General features: G+C 52.0%; 20 protein-coding genes. 4 read left to right on the top strand and 16 right to left on the bottom strand.

Translation table 11 applies throughout. From position 1 onward, the window contains the following. Positions 1-92: 92 nt before the first annotated feature. The 4 genes from INP78_RS08140 to rpoE form a co-directional block, all read right to left on the bottom strand. Positions 93-1,511, bottom strand: a complete 1,419-nt coding sequence (locus INP78_RS08140; protein WP_194741663.1) for a DegQ family serine endoprotease — start codon at positions 1,509-1,511, stop codon at positions 93-95. Between the two features lie 189 nt (positions 1,512-1,700). After that, a complete protein-coding gene (locus INP78_RS08135; RefSeq protein WP_194741662.1) occupies positions 1,701-2,669 on the bottom strand; it encodes a MucB/RseB C-terminal domain-containing protein in 969 nt (322 codons plus the stop codon). 18 nt (positions 2,670-2,687) lie between these two features. After that, positions 2,688-3,152, bottom strand: a complete 465-nt coding sequence (locus tag INP78_RS08130; RefSeq protein ID WP_194741661.1) for a sigma-E factor negative regulatory protein — start codon at positions 3,150-3,152, stop codon at positions 2,688-2,690. Positions 3,153-3,266: 114 nt separating this feature from the next. Then, positions 3,267-3,896 carry an RNA polymerase sigma factor RpoE gene (gene rpoE, locus INP78_RS08125; protein ID WP_019883135.1) on the bottom strand — a complete coding sequence of 210 codons (630 nt, stop codon included), beginning with the start codon at positions 3,894-3,896 and terminating at the stop codon, positions 3,267-3,269. A 208-nt stretch (positions 3,897-4,104) separates the two neighbouring features. On the opposite strand from rpoE, the gene nadB reads away from it, so the two are divergent. From nadB to INP78_RS08110, 3 genes are read left to right on the top strand one after another with little or no spacing between them, the layout of a single operon-like run. Beyond that, positions 4,105-5,715 carry an L-aspartate oxidase gene (gene nadB / locus INP78_RS08120; protein ID WP_194741660.1) on the top strand — a complete coding sequence of 537 codons (1,611 nt, stop codon included), beginning with the start codon at positions 4,105-4,107 and terminating at the stop codon, positions 5,713-5,715. A gap of 6 nt (positions 5,716-5,721) precedes the next feature. Further along, positions 5,722-6,198 carry a thermonuclease family protein gene (locus INP78_RS08115; RefSeq protein WP_194741659.1) on the top strand — a complete coding sequence of 159 codons (477 nt, stop codon included), beginning with the start codon at positions 5,722-5,724 and terminating at the stop codon, positions 6,196-6,198. Between the two features lie 59 nt (positions 6,199-6,257). Then, entirely contained in the window at positions 6,258-6,737 is a 480-nt protein-coding gene (locus INP78_RS08110) for a peptidylprolyl isomerase (RefSeq protein WP_194741658.1), read from the top strand. Positions 6,738-6,766: 29 nt separating this feature from the next. Here the strand turns inward: INP78_RS08110 and INP78_RS08105 are convergent, their stop codons facing one another. The 7 genes from INP78_RS08105 to ybeY form a co-directional block, all read right to left on the bottom strand. Next, the gene (locus INP78_RS08105; protein WP_194741657.1) at positions 6,767-7,420 is read right to left on the bottom strand and encodes an ATP-binding cassette domain-containing protein; all 654 of its coding nucleotides are present in this window, start codon (positions 7,418-7,420) and stop codon (positions 6,767-6,769) included. Next, the gene (gene modB, locus INP78_RS08100) at positions 7,420-8,109 is read right to left on the bottom strand and encodes a molybdate ABC transporter permease subunit (RefSeq protein ID WP_194741656.1); all 690 of its coding nucleotides are present in this window, start codon (positions 8,107-8,109) and stop codon (positions 7,420-7,422) included. The genes INP78_RS08105 and modB overlap by 1 nt, the downstream gene beginning before the upstream one ends. A gap of 23 nt (positions 8,110-8,132) precedes the next feature. Next, on the bottom strand, positions 8,133-8,888 hold the full coding sequence (modA, locus tag INP78_RS08095; protein WP_194741655.1) for a molybdate ABC transporter substrate-binding protein: 756 nt from the start codon (positions 8,886-8,888) through the stop codon (positions 8,133-8,135). 84 nt (positions 8,889-8,972) lie between these two features. Continuing rightward, a complete protein-coding gene (locus INP78_RS08090; RefSeq protein ID WP_194741654.1) occupies positions 8,973-9,320 on the bottom strand; it encodes a winged helix-turn-helix domain-containing protein in 348 nt (115 codons plus the stop codon). Between the two features lie 8 nt (positions 9,321-9,328). Then, positions 9,329-9,877, bottom strand: a complete 549-nt coding sequence (gene scpB, locus INP78_RS08085) for an SMC-Scp complex subunit ScpB (RefSeq protein WP_194741653.1) — start codon at positions 9,875-9,877, stop codon at positions 9,329-9,331. 11 nt (positions 9,878-9,888) lie between these two features. Next, a complete protein-coding gene (locus tag INP78_RS08080) occupies positions 9,889-10,674 on the bottom strand; it encodes a ScpA family protein (RefSeq protein WP_194741652.1) in 786 nt (261 codons plus the stop codon). 37 nt (positions 10,675-10,711) lie between these two features. Next, the gene (gene ybeY, locus INP78_RS08075; RefSeq protein ID WP_194741651.1) at positions 10,712-11,146 is read right to left on the bottom strand and encodes an rRNA maturation RNase YbeY; all 435 of its coding nucleotides are present in this window, start codon (positions 11,144-11,146) and stop codon (positions 10,712-10,714) included. A gap of 64 nt (positions 11,147-11,210) precedes the next feature. Between ybeY and tpiA the strand changes: the two genes are divergently transcribed. Continuing rightward, positions 11,211-11,993 carry a triose-phosphate isomerase gene (tpiA, locus tag INP78_RS08070; protein WP_194741650.1) on the top strand — a complete coding sequence of 261 codons (783 nt, stop codon included), beginning with the start codon at positions 11,211-11,213 and terminating at the stop codon, positions 11,991-11,993. 143 nt (positions 11,994-12,136) lie between these two features. On the opposite strand, the gene INP78_RS08065 is transcribed toward tpiA, so the two are convergent. The 5 genes from INP78_RS08065 to INP78_RS08045 all read right to left on the bottom strand — a co-directional run bounded on the left by INP78_RS08065 (position 12,137) and on the right by INP78_RS08045 (position 17,023). After that, positions 12,137-12,499 carry a hypothetical protein gene (locus INP78_RS08065; protein ID WP_194741649.1) on the bottom strand — a complete coding sequence of 121 codons (363 nt, stop codon included), beginning with the start codon at positions 12,497-12,499 and terminating at the stop codon, positions 12,137-12,139. A 61-nt stretch (positions 12,500-12,560) separates the two neighbouring features. Continuing rightward, positions 12,561-13,724, bottom strand: coding sequence for a cupin domain-containing protein (locus tag INP78_RS08060; RefSeq protein ID WP_194741648.1), 1,164 nt, complete (start codon positions 13,722-13,724; stop codon positions 12,561-12,563). Positions 13,725-13,732: 8 nt separating this feature from the next. Next, positions 13,733-14,470 (bottom strand): hypothetical protein, encoded by a 738-nt coding sequence (locus INP78_RS08055; RefSeq protein ID WP_194741647.1) that lies wholly within the window; start codon positions 14,468-14,470, stop codon positions 13,733-13,735. Then, positions 14,467-15,765, bottom strand: a complete 1,299-nt coding sequence (gene phoR, locus INP78_RS08050) for a phosphate regulon sensor histidine kinase PhoR (RefSeq protein ID WP_194741646.1) — start codon at positions 15,763-15,765, stop codon at positions 14,467-14,469. The genes INP78_RS08055 and phoR overlap by 4 nt, the downstream gene beginning before the upstream one ends. Before the next feature lie 97 nt (positions 15,766-15,862). Continuing rightward, positions 15,863-17,023 (bottom strand): TIGR03790 family protein, encoded by a 1,161-nt coding sequence (locus INP78_RS08045; protein ID WP_228522744.1) that lies wholly within the window; start codon positions 17,021-17,023, stop codon positions 15,863-15,865. Between the last annotated feature and the right edge of the window lie 8 nt (positions 17,024-17,031).

Below are 17,031 nucleotides of genomic sequence, written 5' to 3'. Positions count from 1 at the left end.
TTTTCCGCTCGAGCCCGTGCCGCCAGCGATACTGACAGCCCCAAAAACAAAAAGACAGGCAAGCCTGTCTTTTTGTCATATCACAACCACCATTACTTGATTTTAATCGGTACGTACAAGGTATTTTCACCTCGTTGTACCAGCACGGCCACGGTTTTACCTGCAGCCACAGCATTGATCTGTTTGTTAAACGCATCCACGCTCTGGCTTTCATTGTTATTCAAACCAAGAATGACATCACCACGGCGGATACCGGCTTGTGCCGCTGCACCGCTACTTTCAATCACCAGTAGGCCATTTTTACCATTGAGCTTCTTCTTCTGCAACGCAGTCAGCTCACGCAACGTCAGGCCAATCTTATTCGCCTCTGGCTTCACCGGCTCTTTACTGGATGCGGCCACTTCTGGTTGCTCGCTAGGCATTTCACCCACCCCCAGTTGCAGGGTTTTATTGGCTCCTTTACGCACAATCTCCACCGGCACGACTTTACCCGGTTTAGTGGTCGCCACCACGCGCGGCAAATCACTCGAAGTCGTAATTGGCTTGCCATCAAACTTGAGGATAATATCGCCAGCTTCCAAGCCACCCTTGTCTGCTGGACTGTTTTTCTCGATACCAGCGATCAATGCGCCATTGGTTTGCTTGAGGCCAAACGAATCAGCCAGGTCTTTGGTAACCTCCTGAATGCCAATACCCAACCAGCCACGCGCAATGCGGCCAGTCGCCTTGAGCTGATTGGAAATATCAATCGCAACATCAATTGGGATGCTGAAAGACAAGCCCATGGAGCCGCCACTCTTGCTGTATATCTGCGAGTTCACGCCCACCACTTCGCCACGCAGGTTAAACAACGGGCCACCTGAGTTACCAGGGTTAATCGCCACGTCCGTTTGAATAAACGGCACATAGTTTTCTTGCGGCAGCGCACGACCTTTGGCGCTGACAATACCGGCGGTCATGGTGTTTTCAAGGCCGAAAGGCGAGCCAATCGCCGCCACCCACTCACCAACTTTCAAGGCATTCGGATCGCCAACAGTCACCTTAGGCAAACCAGTGGCTTCAATCTTGATCAAAGCGACGTCGGTACGCTTATCTGCACCAATGATTTTTGCCTTGAATTCACGCTTGTCATACAGCTTGACCAACACTTCATCCGCTTCATTCACCACATGTGCGTTAGTGAGAATGTAGCCGTCAGCACTGATAATAAAACCAGACCCCAATGACTGCGTTTTATAGTCCTGACCACCGTCCTGGCCTTGGCCGCCAGGCATGCCGGGGATACCAAAGCGACGCAGAAATTCTTGCAGGTTTTCGTCATTTGGCATGCCAGGAAAGCCAATATTGCCACCATGCACGACAGAGGTAATGCTGATATTGACCACCGCAGGCCCTTGTTTTTCTGCCAGCTCGGTGAAGTCCGGCAAGTCTTTGGCCTCTACGGCCACCACTGGCATGGCGATGGTGATTGCACACGCCAACATCACGCCAGAAATCCATTGTTTCATCATGATTATCCTACCATTTAATGATTAAAAAAATCGTTCACGCCATCCTGCTAAATGCAGCACGGGAATATTGACACTTGAAAGCGTCACCATCATTACATGGCGACGCTGCGGAGAAATACAAGTTGCGGAGAGATTGGATGCGCACCATGTCATTGAACTGGCTGAATGATTGTTCACCAGGCATGAACATTATTTTTTAAACGTCACCTGCTGTGCGATTTGTTCAACCGTTTGCGCAGGCACTTCGCCGACCACGACCAACTGGTAGCCATTCAATACATGCGCATAAACATTGGTTGACCCCATGGTTTTCTTACCAACGCGGGGCTGCATGCCTTTGACCATGGGTTCCACAAATAGCGACACGGATGCCAGGCCATCAGAGAAAATCAACTGTTGCACCGGCGCTGTCCTGCCGGGCACTCGCAACTGGATTTGATCGACTTTTTTGTAGCCCGTGGGCAAGTTTGCCACCACTAGGTTATCCACGGTATGCGTCAAATCAGTGGTGTCATCCATGACATATGGTTTGGTCGCATCAATCTTGGGCTGAAACCAGTCCAAATCCTTGGTGTGCAGCATCGCCACCTGGTTAAAACCTATCTGTTCCAGCGTGTGGCCCTGCATATCAAGCATGCTCATCTTGAGCAACAAGCCATATTCGGCATCCGACCAGATGCGATACTGATAACGCAGATTGTCATTCGGCACCATGTCTATGACTTGCGCCAGCCGTCCGGCAATGCGCTCCTGGCCGACAAATTTCAGCTTGTAATTTTGCTTGAGGGGGTATAACTGTGTGGGCAACATGGCCGGAAACAGATTTTGGCCACGGCGTTTCTCGATCACGACCTTGTCATTTTTGGCATTGAAGATGACGATATCATCGCCTTCACTGAAGACTTCGCGTGGCCTGCCATCCAGCACCACATTGCGGGTAAACTCGCGCCCGCCTTCATAAATATGGGTAATCTGCACCGAGCGTATCATCGCCCCATTGTGATACACAAACAGGCCCTGGTAATTTAACTCGCGGGCAGCAGAAGCGGTTTTCTGCATAGTTGCCCAGAGGTCTTCTTCGGCAAATGCTGGCTGGCTGATCGCAGCCAGACACAAGACAGGCAGAAGCGCCCGCAGGAAATCATTCTTAGGAGACATACAGTAACGACAGTAAGGTTATTCGCCAGCGTTGTAAGCTACATTGTGCATGTAATAAGTGGCACTATTGGGCGCATAGTTGTGATGCGCAACGACATACTGGTCGGTGTCGTTATCCGCAATTTGGGTTGGTGCTGCGACTTCAGGCTGATTGAGCACGAACATCCCGACAAAGAAAGCGGCAGCCACGGAAGCGGCAATGGACCAGCTATATTTACTGAAACGCGGGCGGATATGGGTCACTTTGTCAGAGACGGTGACTGCTTGCGGCACCAACATGGTTGGCTCATCATCCAGCTGCGCCATAATGCGGCTGGTCATATCAGACTCTACCCAGCACTCTTCACGAAGCACATCACGAATCACATGATAGTCACGCCAGGCCTGGGCAACTTCGCCCGTAGATTTGGCTGCGAGAAAAATATGTTCGCAGCGTTCAACATCGACTTCACCGTCGACCAATGCAGATAATTGCTGCTTCATAATAACCCCAAGTCAATCAATGTTTTTATGTTAGCATTTAACAAAAAATTTGTCATAACACCTACACACCCGCTACCGTTTAGTAGCCTACGTTTTATAGCAATTATCGCGCGATTACCAACGTTTATGCTGAGGCGTATCCAGCAATGGTCTCAGCTTTGCTGCAATCGTTTCGCGCGCCCTAAAAATACGTGAACGTACGGTACCAATCGGACACTGCATCACGTTTGCAATGTCTTCATAACTCAAGCCTTCCAACTCGCGCAAGGTAATGGCAGTACGCAATTCCTCAGGCAATGCGGCAATCGCATCGTTCACCGTTTGCGCAATTTCTTTTGTCATCAGCGAGGTCTCAGGCGTCTCCATCGTACGCATGTCATCGCCTTCATCGAAGTTTTCTACATCTTCGATTTCCACATCCTGCATCACCTGTGGCTTGCGCCCCAAAGACACCAGGTAATTTTTGGCCGTGTTAATACCAATCCGGTACAACCAGGTATAAAACGCGCTATCACCACGAAAGCTGTGCAATGCACGATAAGCCTTGATAAACGACTCCTGCACCACATCTTCGACCTCTGCCTGGTCACGAATCATGCGCGACAACAAGCGGCCAAGCTTACGATGGTATTTTTCTACCAACAATCCAAAGGCGCGTTTATCGCCTTGCTGAGCGCGCTCAACCAGCATCTGGTCAAACTCTTTATTCTCTTGCTGTTTGGCGTTCGCCGCCTGAACAGTCATATCGCGATGACTCCCTTGGGTAATTTTATGATTGGGAGTAGTATACGCTTTTGTGTTATTTTCGACGAACCCGGTGCGCGTTAACGCCTCTAAATTTGCTGTGTGTAACATCGTCTCATCCCTTATTTTTGCCTGCCACTGCAACACGCAATACAGACAATTATGTGACCCTGCATTCCCTTCAAAGTTCCATTGATCTCAAAACAATATGAATAAAGTGTTTGATGTCCTGATTATTGGCAGCGGGCTGGCGGGTCAATCGCTGGCGTTACGTTTAGCCGATCAACACCGGGTATGCATCTTAAGCAAGCGCGAACTCACCTTGAGTGCCAGCAACTGGGCGCAAGGCGGCATTGCCGCTGTACACAACAGTGAAGACTCGATAGAAGCACATATTAAAGACACTTTAGATGCAGGCGCCGGGCTATGCGATAGCGAAGTGACGCGCATGGTGGTCACCAATGGCCGCGCCAGTATTGAGTGGTTATTAGAGCAAGGCGTCAATTTCACACGTGAAGCCGACGATGATCGCCTGCACCTGACCCGCGAAGGTGGCCATAGCCACAGGCGCGTGGTGCATGTGGCCGACGCCACTGGCCAAGCCGTGCAAACCACTTTAACTGATCTCGTGCGCGAGCATCCAAACATTACCATCCTTGAACACCATATCGCGGTTGACTTGATCACCACGCACAAACTGTTCAAGCAAACTGCCAGTGACGGTCCCAACCGCTGCCTGGGCGCCTACGTGCTCAACAACCAGACCGGCAAAGTAATCACACTGTCTGCACAATACACGGTCACGGCTACCGGTGGCGCGGGCAAAGTTTACTTATACACCACCAACCCGGACATCAGCACCGGTGATGGCATCGCCATGGCCTGGCGGGCAGGTTGCCGCGTGGCAAATATGGAGTTTGTGCAGTTTCACCCGACCTGCCTCTACCACCCACATGCCAAATCGTTTTTAATCTCTGAAGTGTTGCGTGGCGAAGGCGGCCTGCTATTACTGCCTGATGGCACGCGCTTTATGCCGTGGCATGACGAACGCGCTGAACTGGCGCCACGGGATGTCGTCGCACGCGCGATCGACTTCGAAATGAAAAAACGCGGCCTGGATTGCGTTTACCTGGATATCAGCCACAAACCCGCCGAATTTATTCAATCGCATTTCCCCAATATTTATCAACGCTGCCTGCAATTGGGCATTGATATCACCAAGCAGCCGATTCCCGTGGTGCCTGCCGCGCACTATACCTGTGGCGGCGTGATGACGGACATGCATGGCCGCACCGACATTGATTGCTTGTATGCGATTGGCGAAACAGCTTGCACCGGCCTGCACGGGGCGAACCGCCTGGCGAGCAACTCATTGCTGGAATGCCTGGCCTTTAGCCAAAGCTGCGCGCTGGATATAGAGGCGCAAGGCTTGCAGCCAACCATTTCATTGCCTGACTGGGATGAAAGCCGCGTCACTGACGCCGACGAAGAAGTACTCATTACCCACACCTGGGATGAGTTACGCCGTTTTATGTGGAACTATGTCGGCATTGTGCGCACCACCAAACGCCTGAGCCGCGCCTTGCATCGCATCCACATGTTGCGCGACGAAGTGGGTGAGTTTTACAGCAACTTCAAAGTGAGCCACGACCTCATCGAGCTACGTAACCTGTTACAAGTAGCCGAGCTGATTGTACGATGCGCCATTGAGCGCCATGAGAGTCGCGGCTTGCATTTCAGCAAAGACTACCCCGACTTGTTGCCAGAGGCGATCCCCAGCGTGCTCACGCCAGACAACTACACCAGCTTGCTGGATTAGTGTGCCATGATCAAAACCTGGCTGCCAGTTAGCCTGCTGCTGGCAAGCGTTTATGCCCATGCAGCACCTGCGCTGGTCAACGTGATTGATGGTGACACGGTCATTATTCGTGACAACGGCCTCACCTACCACCTACGTCTGCTGGATATAGACGCCCCCGAGCGGCAACAGGCCTTCGGCATCCAGTCCAGGCGCAGCCTGAAACAACTCTGCGAACACGCCAATATCTCCGTCCAACTGCAAGGCCGTGACCTTTACGGCAGAACACTAGGTCATTTGTATTGCAACAACACTGACGCCAGCCAAGCACAAATTGCGCTAGGCATGGCCTGGTTTAACGCACGTTATTCAAAACGTTTTGAGCTGGATGCGCTACAACACCAGGCGCAGCAACAGGGCCTAGGCCTATGGCAAGACGCCCAGCCACTGCCGCCCTGGCAATGGCGAAAGATTTACGGACAATATTATCGTCGGCAAGAATGACACATGCTGACAATATCCTTTAGAATACTGGTTTATCAAAGAACTTTAGGACTTTAGACATGCAAGTAGCGATGAACACCGTGGTCACCATGACCTATAAACTGCAAAATAGCGATGGCGACACCTTGGAAGAAAGCAAGGATCCGGTTGCCTATCTGCATGGCGGTTATGACAACATTTTCCCTAAAGTGGAAGAAGCCATGCACGGCAAAAACGTGGGTGACGTGGTAGAAGTCAGCCTGGACCCGGAAGATGCCTTTGGCGAATATGATGATGCATTGGTGCAAATTGAACCAGCCAGCGCATTCCCAAGCAAAGACCTCAAAGTAGGCATGCAGTTTGAAGGTGAAGACGAAACCGGCGACGTGATTTTGTACACCATTACTGACATTGCAGACGGCAAAGTCGTGGTTGACGGCAACCATCCTTGGGCAGGTCAACGTTTGCTGTTTACAGCAACGATCGCCAGCGTACGCTCAGCAAACCAGGAAGAAATCTCTCACCAGCACGTGCATGGTGCAGGTGGTCATCACCACTAAGTAGTAAGCTGCTTACCTAACAAGCAGCTTTACTTGGCCTGGCGCAGTTGTCCTTGCGCCAGCGTTAATACCTCATCGGCAACCTCTGCCACCTCATCCCCTACATGGCTGACGTACAACGTTGGCAAACCAAACGTTGCGATCACCTGCTTGATATAAGGCAATACCTGTTGCTTGAGCTGATCGTCCAGACCACTCAATGGCTCATCCATCAACAGCACCGATGGCTGGCGCAATAAAGCACGGCCGATAGCCACCCGTTGTTTCTCCCCCCCAGACAATTGGCTGGGTTTACGTTTGAGCAAGGACTGAATGGCAAGGATATCCACCACCTCGGGCAGCACTATTCTGGCCAGGTCTGCGGGCATGCCATAGCGTAAATTCTGCTCTACACTCATATGTGGAAACAGGCGGCCATCCTGGAACACCAAACCAACTGGGCGCTGCCATGGCGGTAATTGAATCGCCTGCTTATGATCAAACCATAGGCTATCCCCACTGCGGATGACGCCAGCAGACGGCATCAACAACCCGGCAATACTATGCAACAAGGTTGTTTTTCCGCAACCTGAAGCGCCCATGATGCCTAAGCAACGCCCAGCGGGTAAATCAAAGCGCGCCTGCAAATCAAACGGGCTGGTTGCCGCATAAGGCTGATGAATCTGGATATCGACACTAAACATCAGCGCTGACTCCTGATTAGGCGGCGCTCCAGCCACTGGCTGGCCAGCAAGGCCACCACAGAGACCAGCACGCTCAATATCACCAGCCGCAAGGCAGCAGCATCGCCTTCGGGCGACTGGGTCAGGCTATAAATCGCCAATGGCAAGGTGCGCGTTTCACCTTCGAGGTTACCGGCAAAGGTGATGGTGGCACCAAACTCACCCAGGCTACGGCTAAACGCCAAAATGCCGCCGGTGAGCACGCCGTGATAAGAAAGTGGCAAGGTAATGGTAAAAAATGTTTTGACGGGCGTAGCACCTAAGGTCTGCGCTGCTTGCTCAAACATTGGGTTGACCTGCATCAGCGCCTGGCGGATCGCGCGTACCATCAGCGGAAACGCCATCACCGCAGAGGCGATCACCGCGCCCCACCAGTGAAAAGTCAGCTGAATGTGGAACTGCTCATACAGCCAACTGCCAATCCAGCCGCGCCGCCCCAGCAACACCAGCAACATATAGCCCAACACAACTGGCGGCAGCACCATAGGTAGATGCACCAGCGCATCAAGCAACGCATGCCCCCAGAAGCGTTTTCTGGCCAGCAACCAAGCCATGGCTATGGCTGGTAGCAATAACACCAGCACGCAGCAGGCAGCCACCTTCAGTGACAACAAGACAATGTCGAGTTCAGCGGGAGACAACGTCCACATAACCGTTCACAGCAATAGGCAGATTAATCGTTAAACAAGGGTTTGAAGCCGTAGGAGAATAACAGCTTTTTAGCTTCTGCGGATTGCAGGTAACGATAAAACGCCCCCGTCTCTGCCGCCGCCTGCGGCAACAACGCCATCGGGTAAATAATCGGCACATGACTATTTTCAGCAAACTCGCCAGCAACTTTAACCTTGCTGGACGATTGCGCATCGCTGGCATACACAATGCCGACATCGCACTCATCGCGCTCGACCAGGCTCAGCGTGGCTCGCACGTCCTGTGTGCTGACCAGGCGGGTTTTCAACTTGTCCCACCAGCCCAGAGCGGTCAGTGACTGTTTGGCATAAATCCCCACCGGCACCGACAGGGTATCGCCCGTGCACCAATAGCCTGGGGCTTGCTGATTCACATCTACATTAGCGTCAGCCTTGATCGTTAACGGTTTGTTTTGTGGCGTAATCATCACCAGGCGGTTACCCAGCCATGGCTTGATCGTTGACACCTGTACCAGTTGTTTATCCTTCAGGTATTGCATCCACTTTTCATCAGCTGAAATAAACAAATCGCCCGGCGCCCCCTGCTCCAACTGCTTGGCCAAGGTGCCCGAGCCGCCATACACTGGCACCACCTGCACACCCGTTTGCTGGCCATACTGTTTGACCAGTACGTTCATCACATCGGTCAAACTGGCCGCTGCAAATACCTTGATTTTCTTGTCTTCTGCTTGCGCCAATACGCTGATCAGGCACAAACACAGCCACATCCATTTTTTCATTACGATCACCCAGTTATCCATTCATGACACATCTGCGATGCTACCATCGTTATACCCATATATACATTACGATGGTTAAAAAAATCAGTCTTTCTTCAAATGCCGTGTAATTAAATGCAATTCGTCCGCAGCCGCTTGCGCCGATTTTTGTAAAATCTGCTGATAAGCGTCTATCAGCGCCTGGCCGAACTCGGTCACTTGCGCGCCGCCACCATGCGAACCGCCCGCCGTACTCACCACCACCGCCTGGTCAAAACAGCGATTCATCACATCAACCAACTCCCAGGCACGGCGATAAGACATGCGCATCTGCTTGGCGGCCGCAGAGATTGAACCCTGCTGTGCAATATGTTGCAGCAGCTCGATCTTGCCTGGCCCAAGTGCGGTGTTACCTGCATGATTGATTCTGATTCTAAGCAGTGAGGCTTGCATGATGTGTCTTACTCCAGCGGGATTTCTGTTTGCGCAAATGCCTCAAACGGCGGCAACTCTGCCAGTGAGCGCAAATTCAAGTCATCCAAAAAATGTTTAGTAGTGGCATATAGTGACGGCCGACCCGGCACTTCACGTTGCCCGACCACGTCTATCCAGTCACGCTCCTGCAACTGGCGGATCACATTCGGATTCACCGCCACGCCGCGAATTTGCTCAATATCCCCGCGCGTGACTGGCTGCCTGTAAGCAATAATCGCCAGCGTCTCCATCACCGCCCGCGAATACTTGGGCTGCCGCTCAGGGTTTAAACGCGACAAATACTCACTATACTCAGCCTTGGCCTGAAAGCGGTAACCACTAGCCACCTGCACCAGATCCAGTGTTTTTTCCACCCAGTCCGCTTTTAACTCATCCAGCAGCATACGCAGTGTCGCGCGCTCCATGCGCCCGGCAAATAACTTGAGCAAATCATCAAGCGCCAGCGGCTGTGGCGATGTCAGCAACGCGGCCTCCAGAATACGCTTCATTTCTCCAATACTGTCCGGTTCACGCATGCGTCTGCCTCTTAACCCGCACTATTGGCTTGCACATAAATAGTACCAAAGGCCTCTTGCTGCGTAATCCTCACCAGACCTTCCTTAGCTAGTTCCAGCATGGCCAGAAAATTGACTACCAGCTTGGGCACGCCTTCGGTTTCAAGGTCGAACAACTCATCAAACCGCAGCACCTGCACGGCACTCAGCCTGCGCAACAGCAAACTCATATGCTCGCGCACAGACAACTCGGCACGCCCCAGTTTGTGATGCTGATTCAATTTGGCGCGTTTGAGCACATTGCGCCAGGCCTCCACCAGGTCGTCCAGGCTCACTTCCGGCGGCTTCACCAGGCTGATCTGCTGATAATACGCCGCCGCCACATCAATCTCTTCGCCCACTTTCGGCATGGCATCCAGCCGCTGGGCAGCCAGTTTGATCGCCTCGTACTCCATCAGGCGCCTGACCAGTTCCGCACGCGGATCCTCTTCCTCCTCCACCTCGGTTGGCTTGGGCAGCAACATGCGCGACTTGATCTCAATCAGCATGGCAGACATCAATAAATACTCGGCTGCCAACTCTAAGTTGACCGCCTTCATCTTATCGACATAAGCCATGTACTGCACCGTCAGGTCGGCCATGGGAATATCCAGGATATCCAGATTGTGCTTGCGAATCAGGTATAACAACAAGTCCAGCGGGCCTTCAAAGGTCTCCAGGTAGACTTCCAGTGCGTCCGGTGGAATATACAAATCCTGCGGCAACGCCGACAGCGGCTCGCCTTTGATTTTGACAGGACTGTGAGTGGTAAACTCCATGCAAGGATTGTAACGATTTGCCGCCTGGGGTTAAAGGTTATTCTGCATAAGGATTCACAAAACCCAGCTTTTGCATGACGGCGATTTCCATCGCCTCCATCAACTCAGCCTGCGCATCGACTTCATGGTCATAGCCATGCAGATGCAGCACGCCATGCACGGTCATGTGTGCATAATGCGCAAGCAGCGGCTTGTCCTGCTCAACAGCTTCTTTGGCGACCACGGGCGCACAAATCACAATATCGCCCATGAGCACAGGCTCTTCAGTTAAGGGAAAAGTCAGCACATTGGTTGCATAATCTCGGCCGCGATATGCGGCGTTTAACTGCCGCCCCTCTTCTTCATCCACTATCCGGATGGTCAGGCTGGTTTCTACGCGTAACGCGCTGCGCACCCAGCGCTTAAATTGCGCAGCCGCAGGAATATCGGCGGCGTCCGAAGCCAGTTGTAAGGAAAAATCTAATGCGGGCATAAGGTCAAGTTTTCTGTAGAATATCCGTCATTATAGAAAGAAAACCCTCAAAGGAAACGGTGTGATGACAAATCGCCCCAAGCTGGTGGTTGCCAACCGCAAAATGCACGGCAACTTGCCAGACAATCAGCAATTCATGCAAAGCCTGTTGCAACAGACACGGCATCACCGCGCCCGTTATGCGGTGTGTCCGCCACACCCTTATTTGTACCAAGCACAGCAAGTGCTGCAAAACAGCCATATCAGCTGGGGCGGACAAAATATGAGTCGCTACGAAAAAGGCGCTTACACCGGCTCGGTGTCACCCCTGATGCTGAAAGAGTTTGGCTGCACGTATGTGATTATTGGCCATTCTGAGCGTAGACAGCGCGGCCATGATAGCGATGAAACCTGTGGCGAACGTTTTGAGGCTGCCTTAAAAGCCGGGCTGACACCTATATTGTGTATTGGTGAAACGCTGGATGAATATGAACAGGGCGAAACTGATCTGGTGGTGGTGCGGCAACTAAACCCGGTCATTGCACATGTGGGAATACAAGCCTTATCAAAAGGCGTGATCGCCTACGAGCCGGTATGGGCCATCGGCACGGGCAAGGCCGCCACGCCGCAACATGCACAAGCTATTCTGTCTTTTATCCGCGGCCATATTGAATTGCTGGATGCACAGGCTGCGGAAGAGATTTCCTTGTTATATGGCGGCAGCATGAACCCTGGCAATGCTGCGCAATTACTCAGCATGCCGGATGTCGATGGCGGATTGATTGGCGGAGCGGCATTGGTCGCAGAAGACTTTATCCGTATTTGCCAGATTGCAAATGAGTTAACCCCCCTCAAAAGCGCCGCCTGACAGGCCACCATTTTTAGCTGTGATTACAGCACAAATAAAAAAGCCGACTTTCGTCGGCTTTTCTACATCTAAGCAAGCTTGGATTTTAAGTGAATCTTTTAAGTAAACCAGATCTAATTAAAACCAGATTACTCAAGTCTGAATTACTTAGCTTCTTCAGCTGGAGCAGCTTCAGCAGGTGCAGCTTCAGCTGGAGCAGCTTCAGCAGGAGCGGCTTCAGCAGCAGGTGCCTCAGCTGGAGCTTCAGCAGCTGGAGCTTCAGCAGCAGGTGCCTCAGCAGCAGGCGCTTCTTCAGCTGGTTTTTCACCACAAGCAGTCAAAGCCAAAGCCAACAATGCAGCCAACAATGCAGAACGTGTCATCTTTATTTCCTTAGTATGTATGAGCAAAAAATTATGTACGGTCAATCCCCTAAACGCAGAACCAGCCGAGTAAAAAAATTGTATCAGTAATTTATTAAAAAAAGAACGTAAATCCAGTGAAAAACAAAGGATTTTTTTGTGCAAGAACAACATCCCTGTGTTTTTTTGACAAAAAACCAGCCTGAATCATTTGTGACCAATGCAATTAAGCCGCATTTTCCGCCAAATGCACATAACCTGAGAGGTACATGTCATGCAGCCACGGCAACAGGCAAGTGACCGTCGGGACCTGGCACAAAGTGGCTGCCAACTGACGCTGATTGGCCAATACATTGAGCAAGGACGCGGCTTCGACAGGCGCAGCCACTGCCTCACCATTGATAAAATATTGCCCTTGCCAATGCAGCATCTGCGTTTGCAAGTCCATCACCACCCCATGCTGTGCCACTCGCTGCGTAAACTTGTCCAGGCTAAGTTTACGATTAGGCGAAAAAACCACATATGCCTTGGGTTCAGAAAAATACTTGGCCAAAAAAGGCCCTAATTGTTCAGTTTGCCACGGTAAACGGCGCAACATGGCGGCCACATTGTCAACCATGTCAGCATCTACCGCGGCAGCATCTGCCACAGGCTGCAATTGAGGGTCGCGATATAACTCGTCCGGCAGGCTATCCTGGCGGCATGCCTCGAGAAACTCGACCGCCAGTTCCCGGGCAGCTGGCGCGCGGAAACCTATCGAATACGTCATGCAATCATCATCTTCGGCGATGCCCCAGTGTGCCACGTTGGGCGGCAGATAAAGCATGTCACCAGGCTCCAGCACCCACTCCTGCTCACTGACAAAATGCGACAGGATGCGTAAGGGTGCATCAGGAATCAAGCGTAAGTCGGTTTGCTGGCTGATGCGCCAGCGACGCTTACCCGCCCCTTGCAGCAAGAACACATCATAGCTATCAATATGTGGCCCAACGCCACCGCCAGTCGGCGCGTAACTGACCATGACGTCATCCAGCCTGGCGGTCGGGATAAAGTTAAACTGCGACAACAAGGCTTGTGCCTCAGGCAATATATGGTTCATGCCCTGCACCAGCAAGGTCCAATGCTGTGCGGGCAAGGCGGTAAAATCTTCGTCGTCAAAAGGGCCTTGCCTGACCTGCCAACCATCGCCATGTTGCGCACGTGCAGGATCGAACTGTATCAACCTGGCGGGCACCTCGCTATCGCAGGCAATCCCAGCTAACGTTTCAGGATCGAGTAACCCCTCAAAACCCGGCATTGCGCCACGAATTAACAATGGCTTTTTTTGCCAGTATTCCGCCATAAATTCGGCGGGCGTTAAGCCATTAAGTAAGGTCAGTGCTTGTTGCATGATTCAATTTATCTAAAAGGGAGAAAAGGCGCCGTGGTAATACTTTGTGTCAGGCGCGAAATAAAGCGTTGCGATTTTTCAGCCAGGGTCAGCGCCAGTAAATCGGTGCGGGCAATCAACTTGCTGAACTCGCGCTCAAAACTAAGATTTTGCACCTCGCCGGGCTGGCTGTTGGTGAGCAGCAATAACTCACCTTGCGCATTTCTGGCATTGGTCAGCTTCCATACCGCAATTTCAATATTCCTGGCCGCATTATACAAACTTTGCGGCTCTATGCTGTCGGTCAGGAAAAAAGCTGATTTATTGCCGTGGGCGCGGAACAGCATGGACTGAATGCCAACCACCAGCGCCAACACGCGATCGCCACTATATTGCGCATTGAGTGCGAGTTTAATCGCCGCAGTGTCTTGCGCACCACCTAAGGCATCTAACTGCCAGTGATGCACGCCTGTTTGCTCAAACACATAGCTGGCAATTTGCTCTGGCGACCCCAGCCCTGATTTTTGCGCTTCGGCCGGGTTGCGCTTGTACATTTTGAGCATCAGCAAGCGCAAGGTGCTGATATTTTCACTATATTCAATATCGGCCAGGCGGTCGAGGTCAGTCTTGGCCAGTTGATGCAAGGTATTGCGATCTTGCCGCACCGGCACCGGCCGCCCGTTAGGTGAATCTACATAACCGCCATCCGGTGTCGTGCTGCATCCGGCCAGCAATAAAATGATCACCCACCAGCCGGAACATCTCATGCAGGCAATACCCGCTGGGCCGGAAACACAATCTGGAAGCGACTACCTTGCCCTGGCTCACTTTCAACCTGCAAGCTGGCCTGGTGGTGGTGCAAAATATGCTTGACGATAGACAAGCCCAAACCGGTGCCACCAGTATCACGACTGCGGCCACTGTCGACACGGTAAAAGCGTTCAGTTAAGCGCGGCAAATGATGTGACTCGATACCAATGCCGGTATCCTGCACGCTGAATACGGCATCTTCACCGCGCATTTGCCAGTAAATATCGATACGGCCTTGCGCCGGGGTGTAGCGTACCGCGTTGCTGGTCAGGTTACTCAAGGCACTTAATAGCTCATTGTAGCTGCCACGAATATTGACCTCGGTTTCCATATGCAGGGTCACCGTATGCTGGCCCTGACTCAGCGCCTGCGCATCTTTCTGCAACTGATTGAGCAAGGCAGGCATGGCAATATCGGTTTCGTCTTTGAGCGTGACGTTATTTTCCAGGCGCGACAAGGTCAGCAAGTCTTCAATAATGCGGCGCATGCGCGTCGTTTGTGACTGCATCATGTCGAAATAAGGCTGGATATCCGGCGAGACCTCACCTTGCATGTCGCTAATGGTTTCGAGGAAGCCGCCAATGACCGTCAGCGGCGTGCGCAACTCATGCGACACATTGGCAATAAAATCGCGGCGCATGACCTCAGTTTTTTCAATGGCAGACACATCGCGGCAGATCAGCAAACGCTGCTTGCTGGCAAACGGAATAATCTGTAATTCCAGCGTCACGTCCGGGCTGCGCCAGGACTTGAGTTTCAGCGGCTCGCTGTAATCTTCTGCCTGCAAATAGGTGACAAACTCGGCTTGCCGCAGCAAGTAATAAATTGGCTGATTTTCATCATGATGGCGCTTTAAGCCTAATCGTTGAATCGCGGGTTCGTTAAACCATTCAATTTCGTTACGGTTGTTGAGCACCACCACACCATCCGGCAATGCACTGGTGGCATGACGCAGCCGCTCCAGCGTGCTACTCAGTTGGCTTTGGCTGCGCGAATGACGGCGCATTTCATGATAGAGATTGGCAAAAATGTCTTCCCAGATGCCTTTGCCGTTAGGCATAAAATTAAGGCTGGGTTTAAGTGCCCACTGATACAGACGGTGAATCCAGTAAATATGCGCAGCCAGATAGGCCAATGCACCAACTGTAAATAATAGCCAGGCTGTTTCCGCACCGCAGAACCAGCCAACCATCAGGCAGCAAAACGCCCAAAACAGCAGGCTCCAGAACGCTTTCCAACGAATATCTTGCACAAGCCATTCTCAACACATCAATGTCGGCGATTATACGACACATCTGCGCGCAGGCAATGACAGGATGATGACAGCCGCCCAGAGGCCTTCATACCAGTTACTCAGCCATGACCGGGGCACTTCTGGCATAGGGCTTGGCCAGCGGCTCGCCGACAAATACACCTTGCATCGGCCATTTCACGCTTTTCCAATAGGCCTCAATCAAGGTTTCACCTGACAGGTAATGCGCCATCACAATTTGCGGGTTAGGAAATTTTTGCCAGTAATTACAGGGTTCGGAAACCGTACCATAACTGCCCGTGACGCCAGCATCCAGCCAGCGCGACGCTGGCATCTGGCCGTTGTAACTCGCCAGCACACCACCGCTTGAGGTCAGGTGATCAGCAATCGCACCAGGCAAATATGTATTGGTGAGCATAAAATCCACCTGCTTCTGCCCGGTGAAATAAAACATCACCGAACCCTGGTTTTCAATCGACTCCTGGCTCAAGGTATGCAGGGTGAGTTTTTTGGATTTAATGGTCATGCCATCTTGCGGGAAAAATGGCTCACGCGGCTTGGAACGCGCAGCATCGCGCGTTTTGAGGAAGTAACCATCGGCGTCATTTAAGCTAAATTCGCTCAGCACACCACGGTCAATCAAGGCCTTGGCGGCATCTACGCTGCTAATCGGCAACAGCATGGATAAGCGGAGATGATGATCTGCCCAGGGCCGCAATGACAGGCTATTGAAATAAGGGCTATCACGGCCGGGGTCACAGGTTTTGCGGCACTGGTTTAAATCCAGCCCCAAGGTCAGCGCGCTGGTGATGCTGTTGCACTGCACCGCAAACGGCGTGCGCCACACCAGCAACAATACTTGCTGATTGCCCAGCTTGGCATCCAGTTGCGCCTTTAACGACTCAAACTCCGGCACGGTCAATGCATCCTTGGCATGCCTGGGCAGCTCCACGCCAATCAGGTTTTCTGCAGGTACTTGCCTTGCTTGCAAATAATAGCGGGCAATTTCTTCACTCTGCGCATCATTAATGTTGTAAACCACCGCAACATCTTCTGGCTTTAATAAAGAAGGCCTGAGCGGAATTCTTTTACTGACATCAACAGCGCCCGCCATCGCCTGTGTGACCAGCAACATGCAACACAACCCAATCCAGACACGCACCTGACTCAAACGATGACTCACACCCATCCACTCAACACTCCGTTGCAATTGCAAAAATACCACCCCGGCAAATAAACCAGCGTAAAATTCAATCATATCCCAGA

The sequence above is a fragment of the Methylophilus sp. 14 genome, assembly GCF_015354345.1.
In the GTDB taxonomy this organism is placed as follows: Bacteria; Pseudomonadota; Gammaproteobacteria; order Burkholderiales; family Methylophilaceae; genus Methylophilus.
The sequence above is the reverse complement of the archived record's forward strand: the minus strand, read 5'-3'. Positions and strand labels throughout refer to the sequence as shown.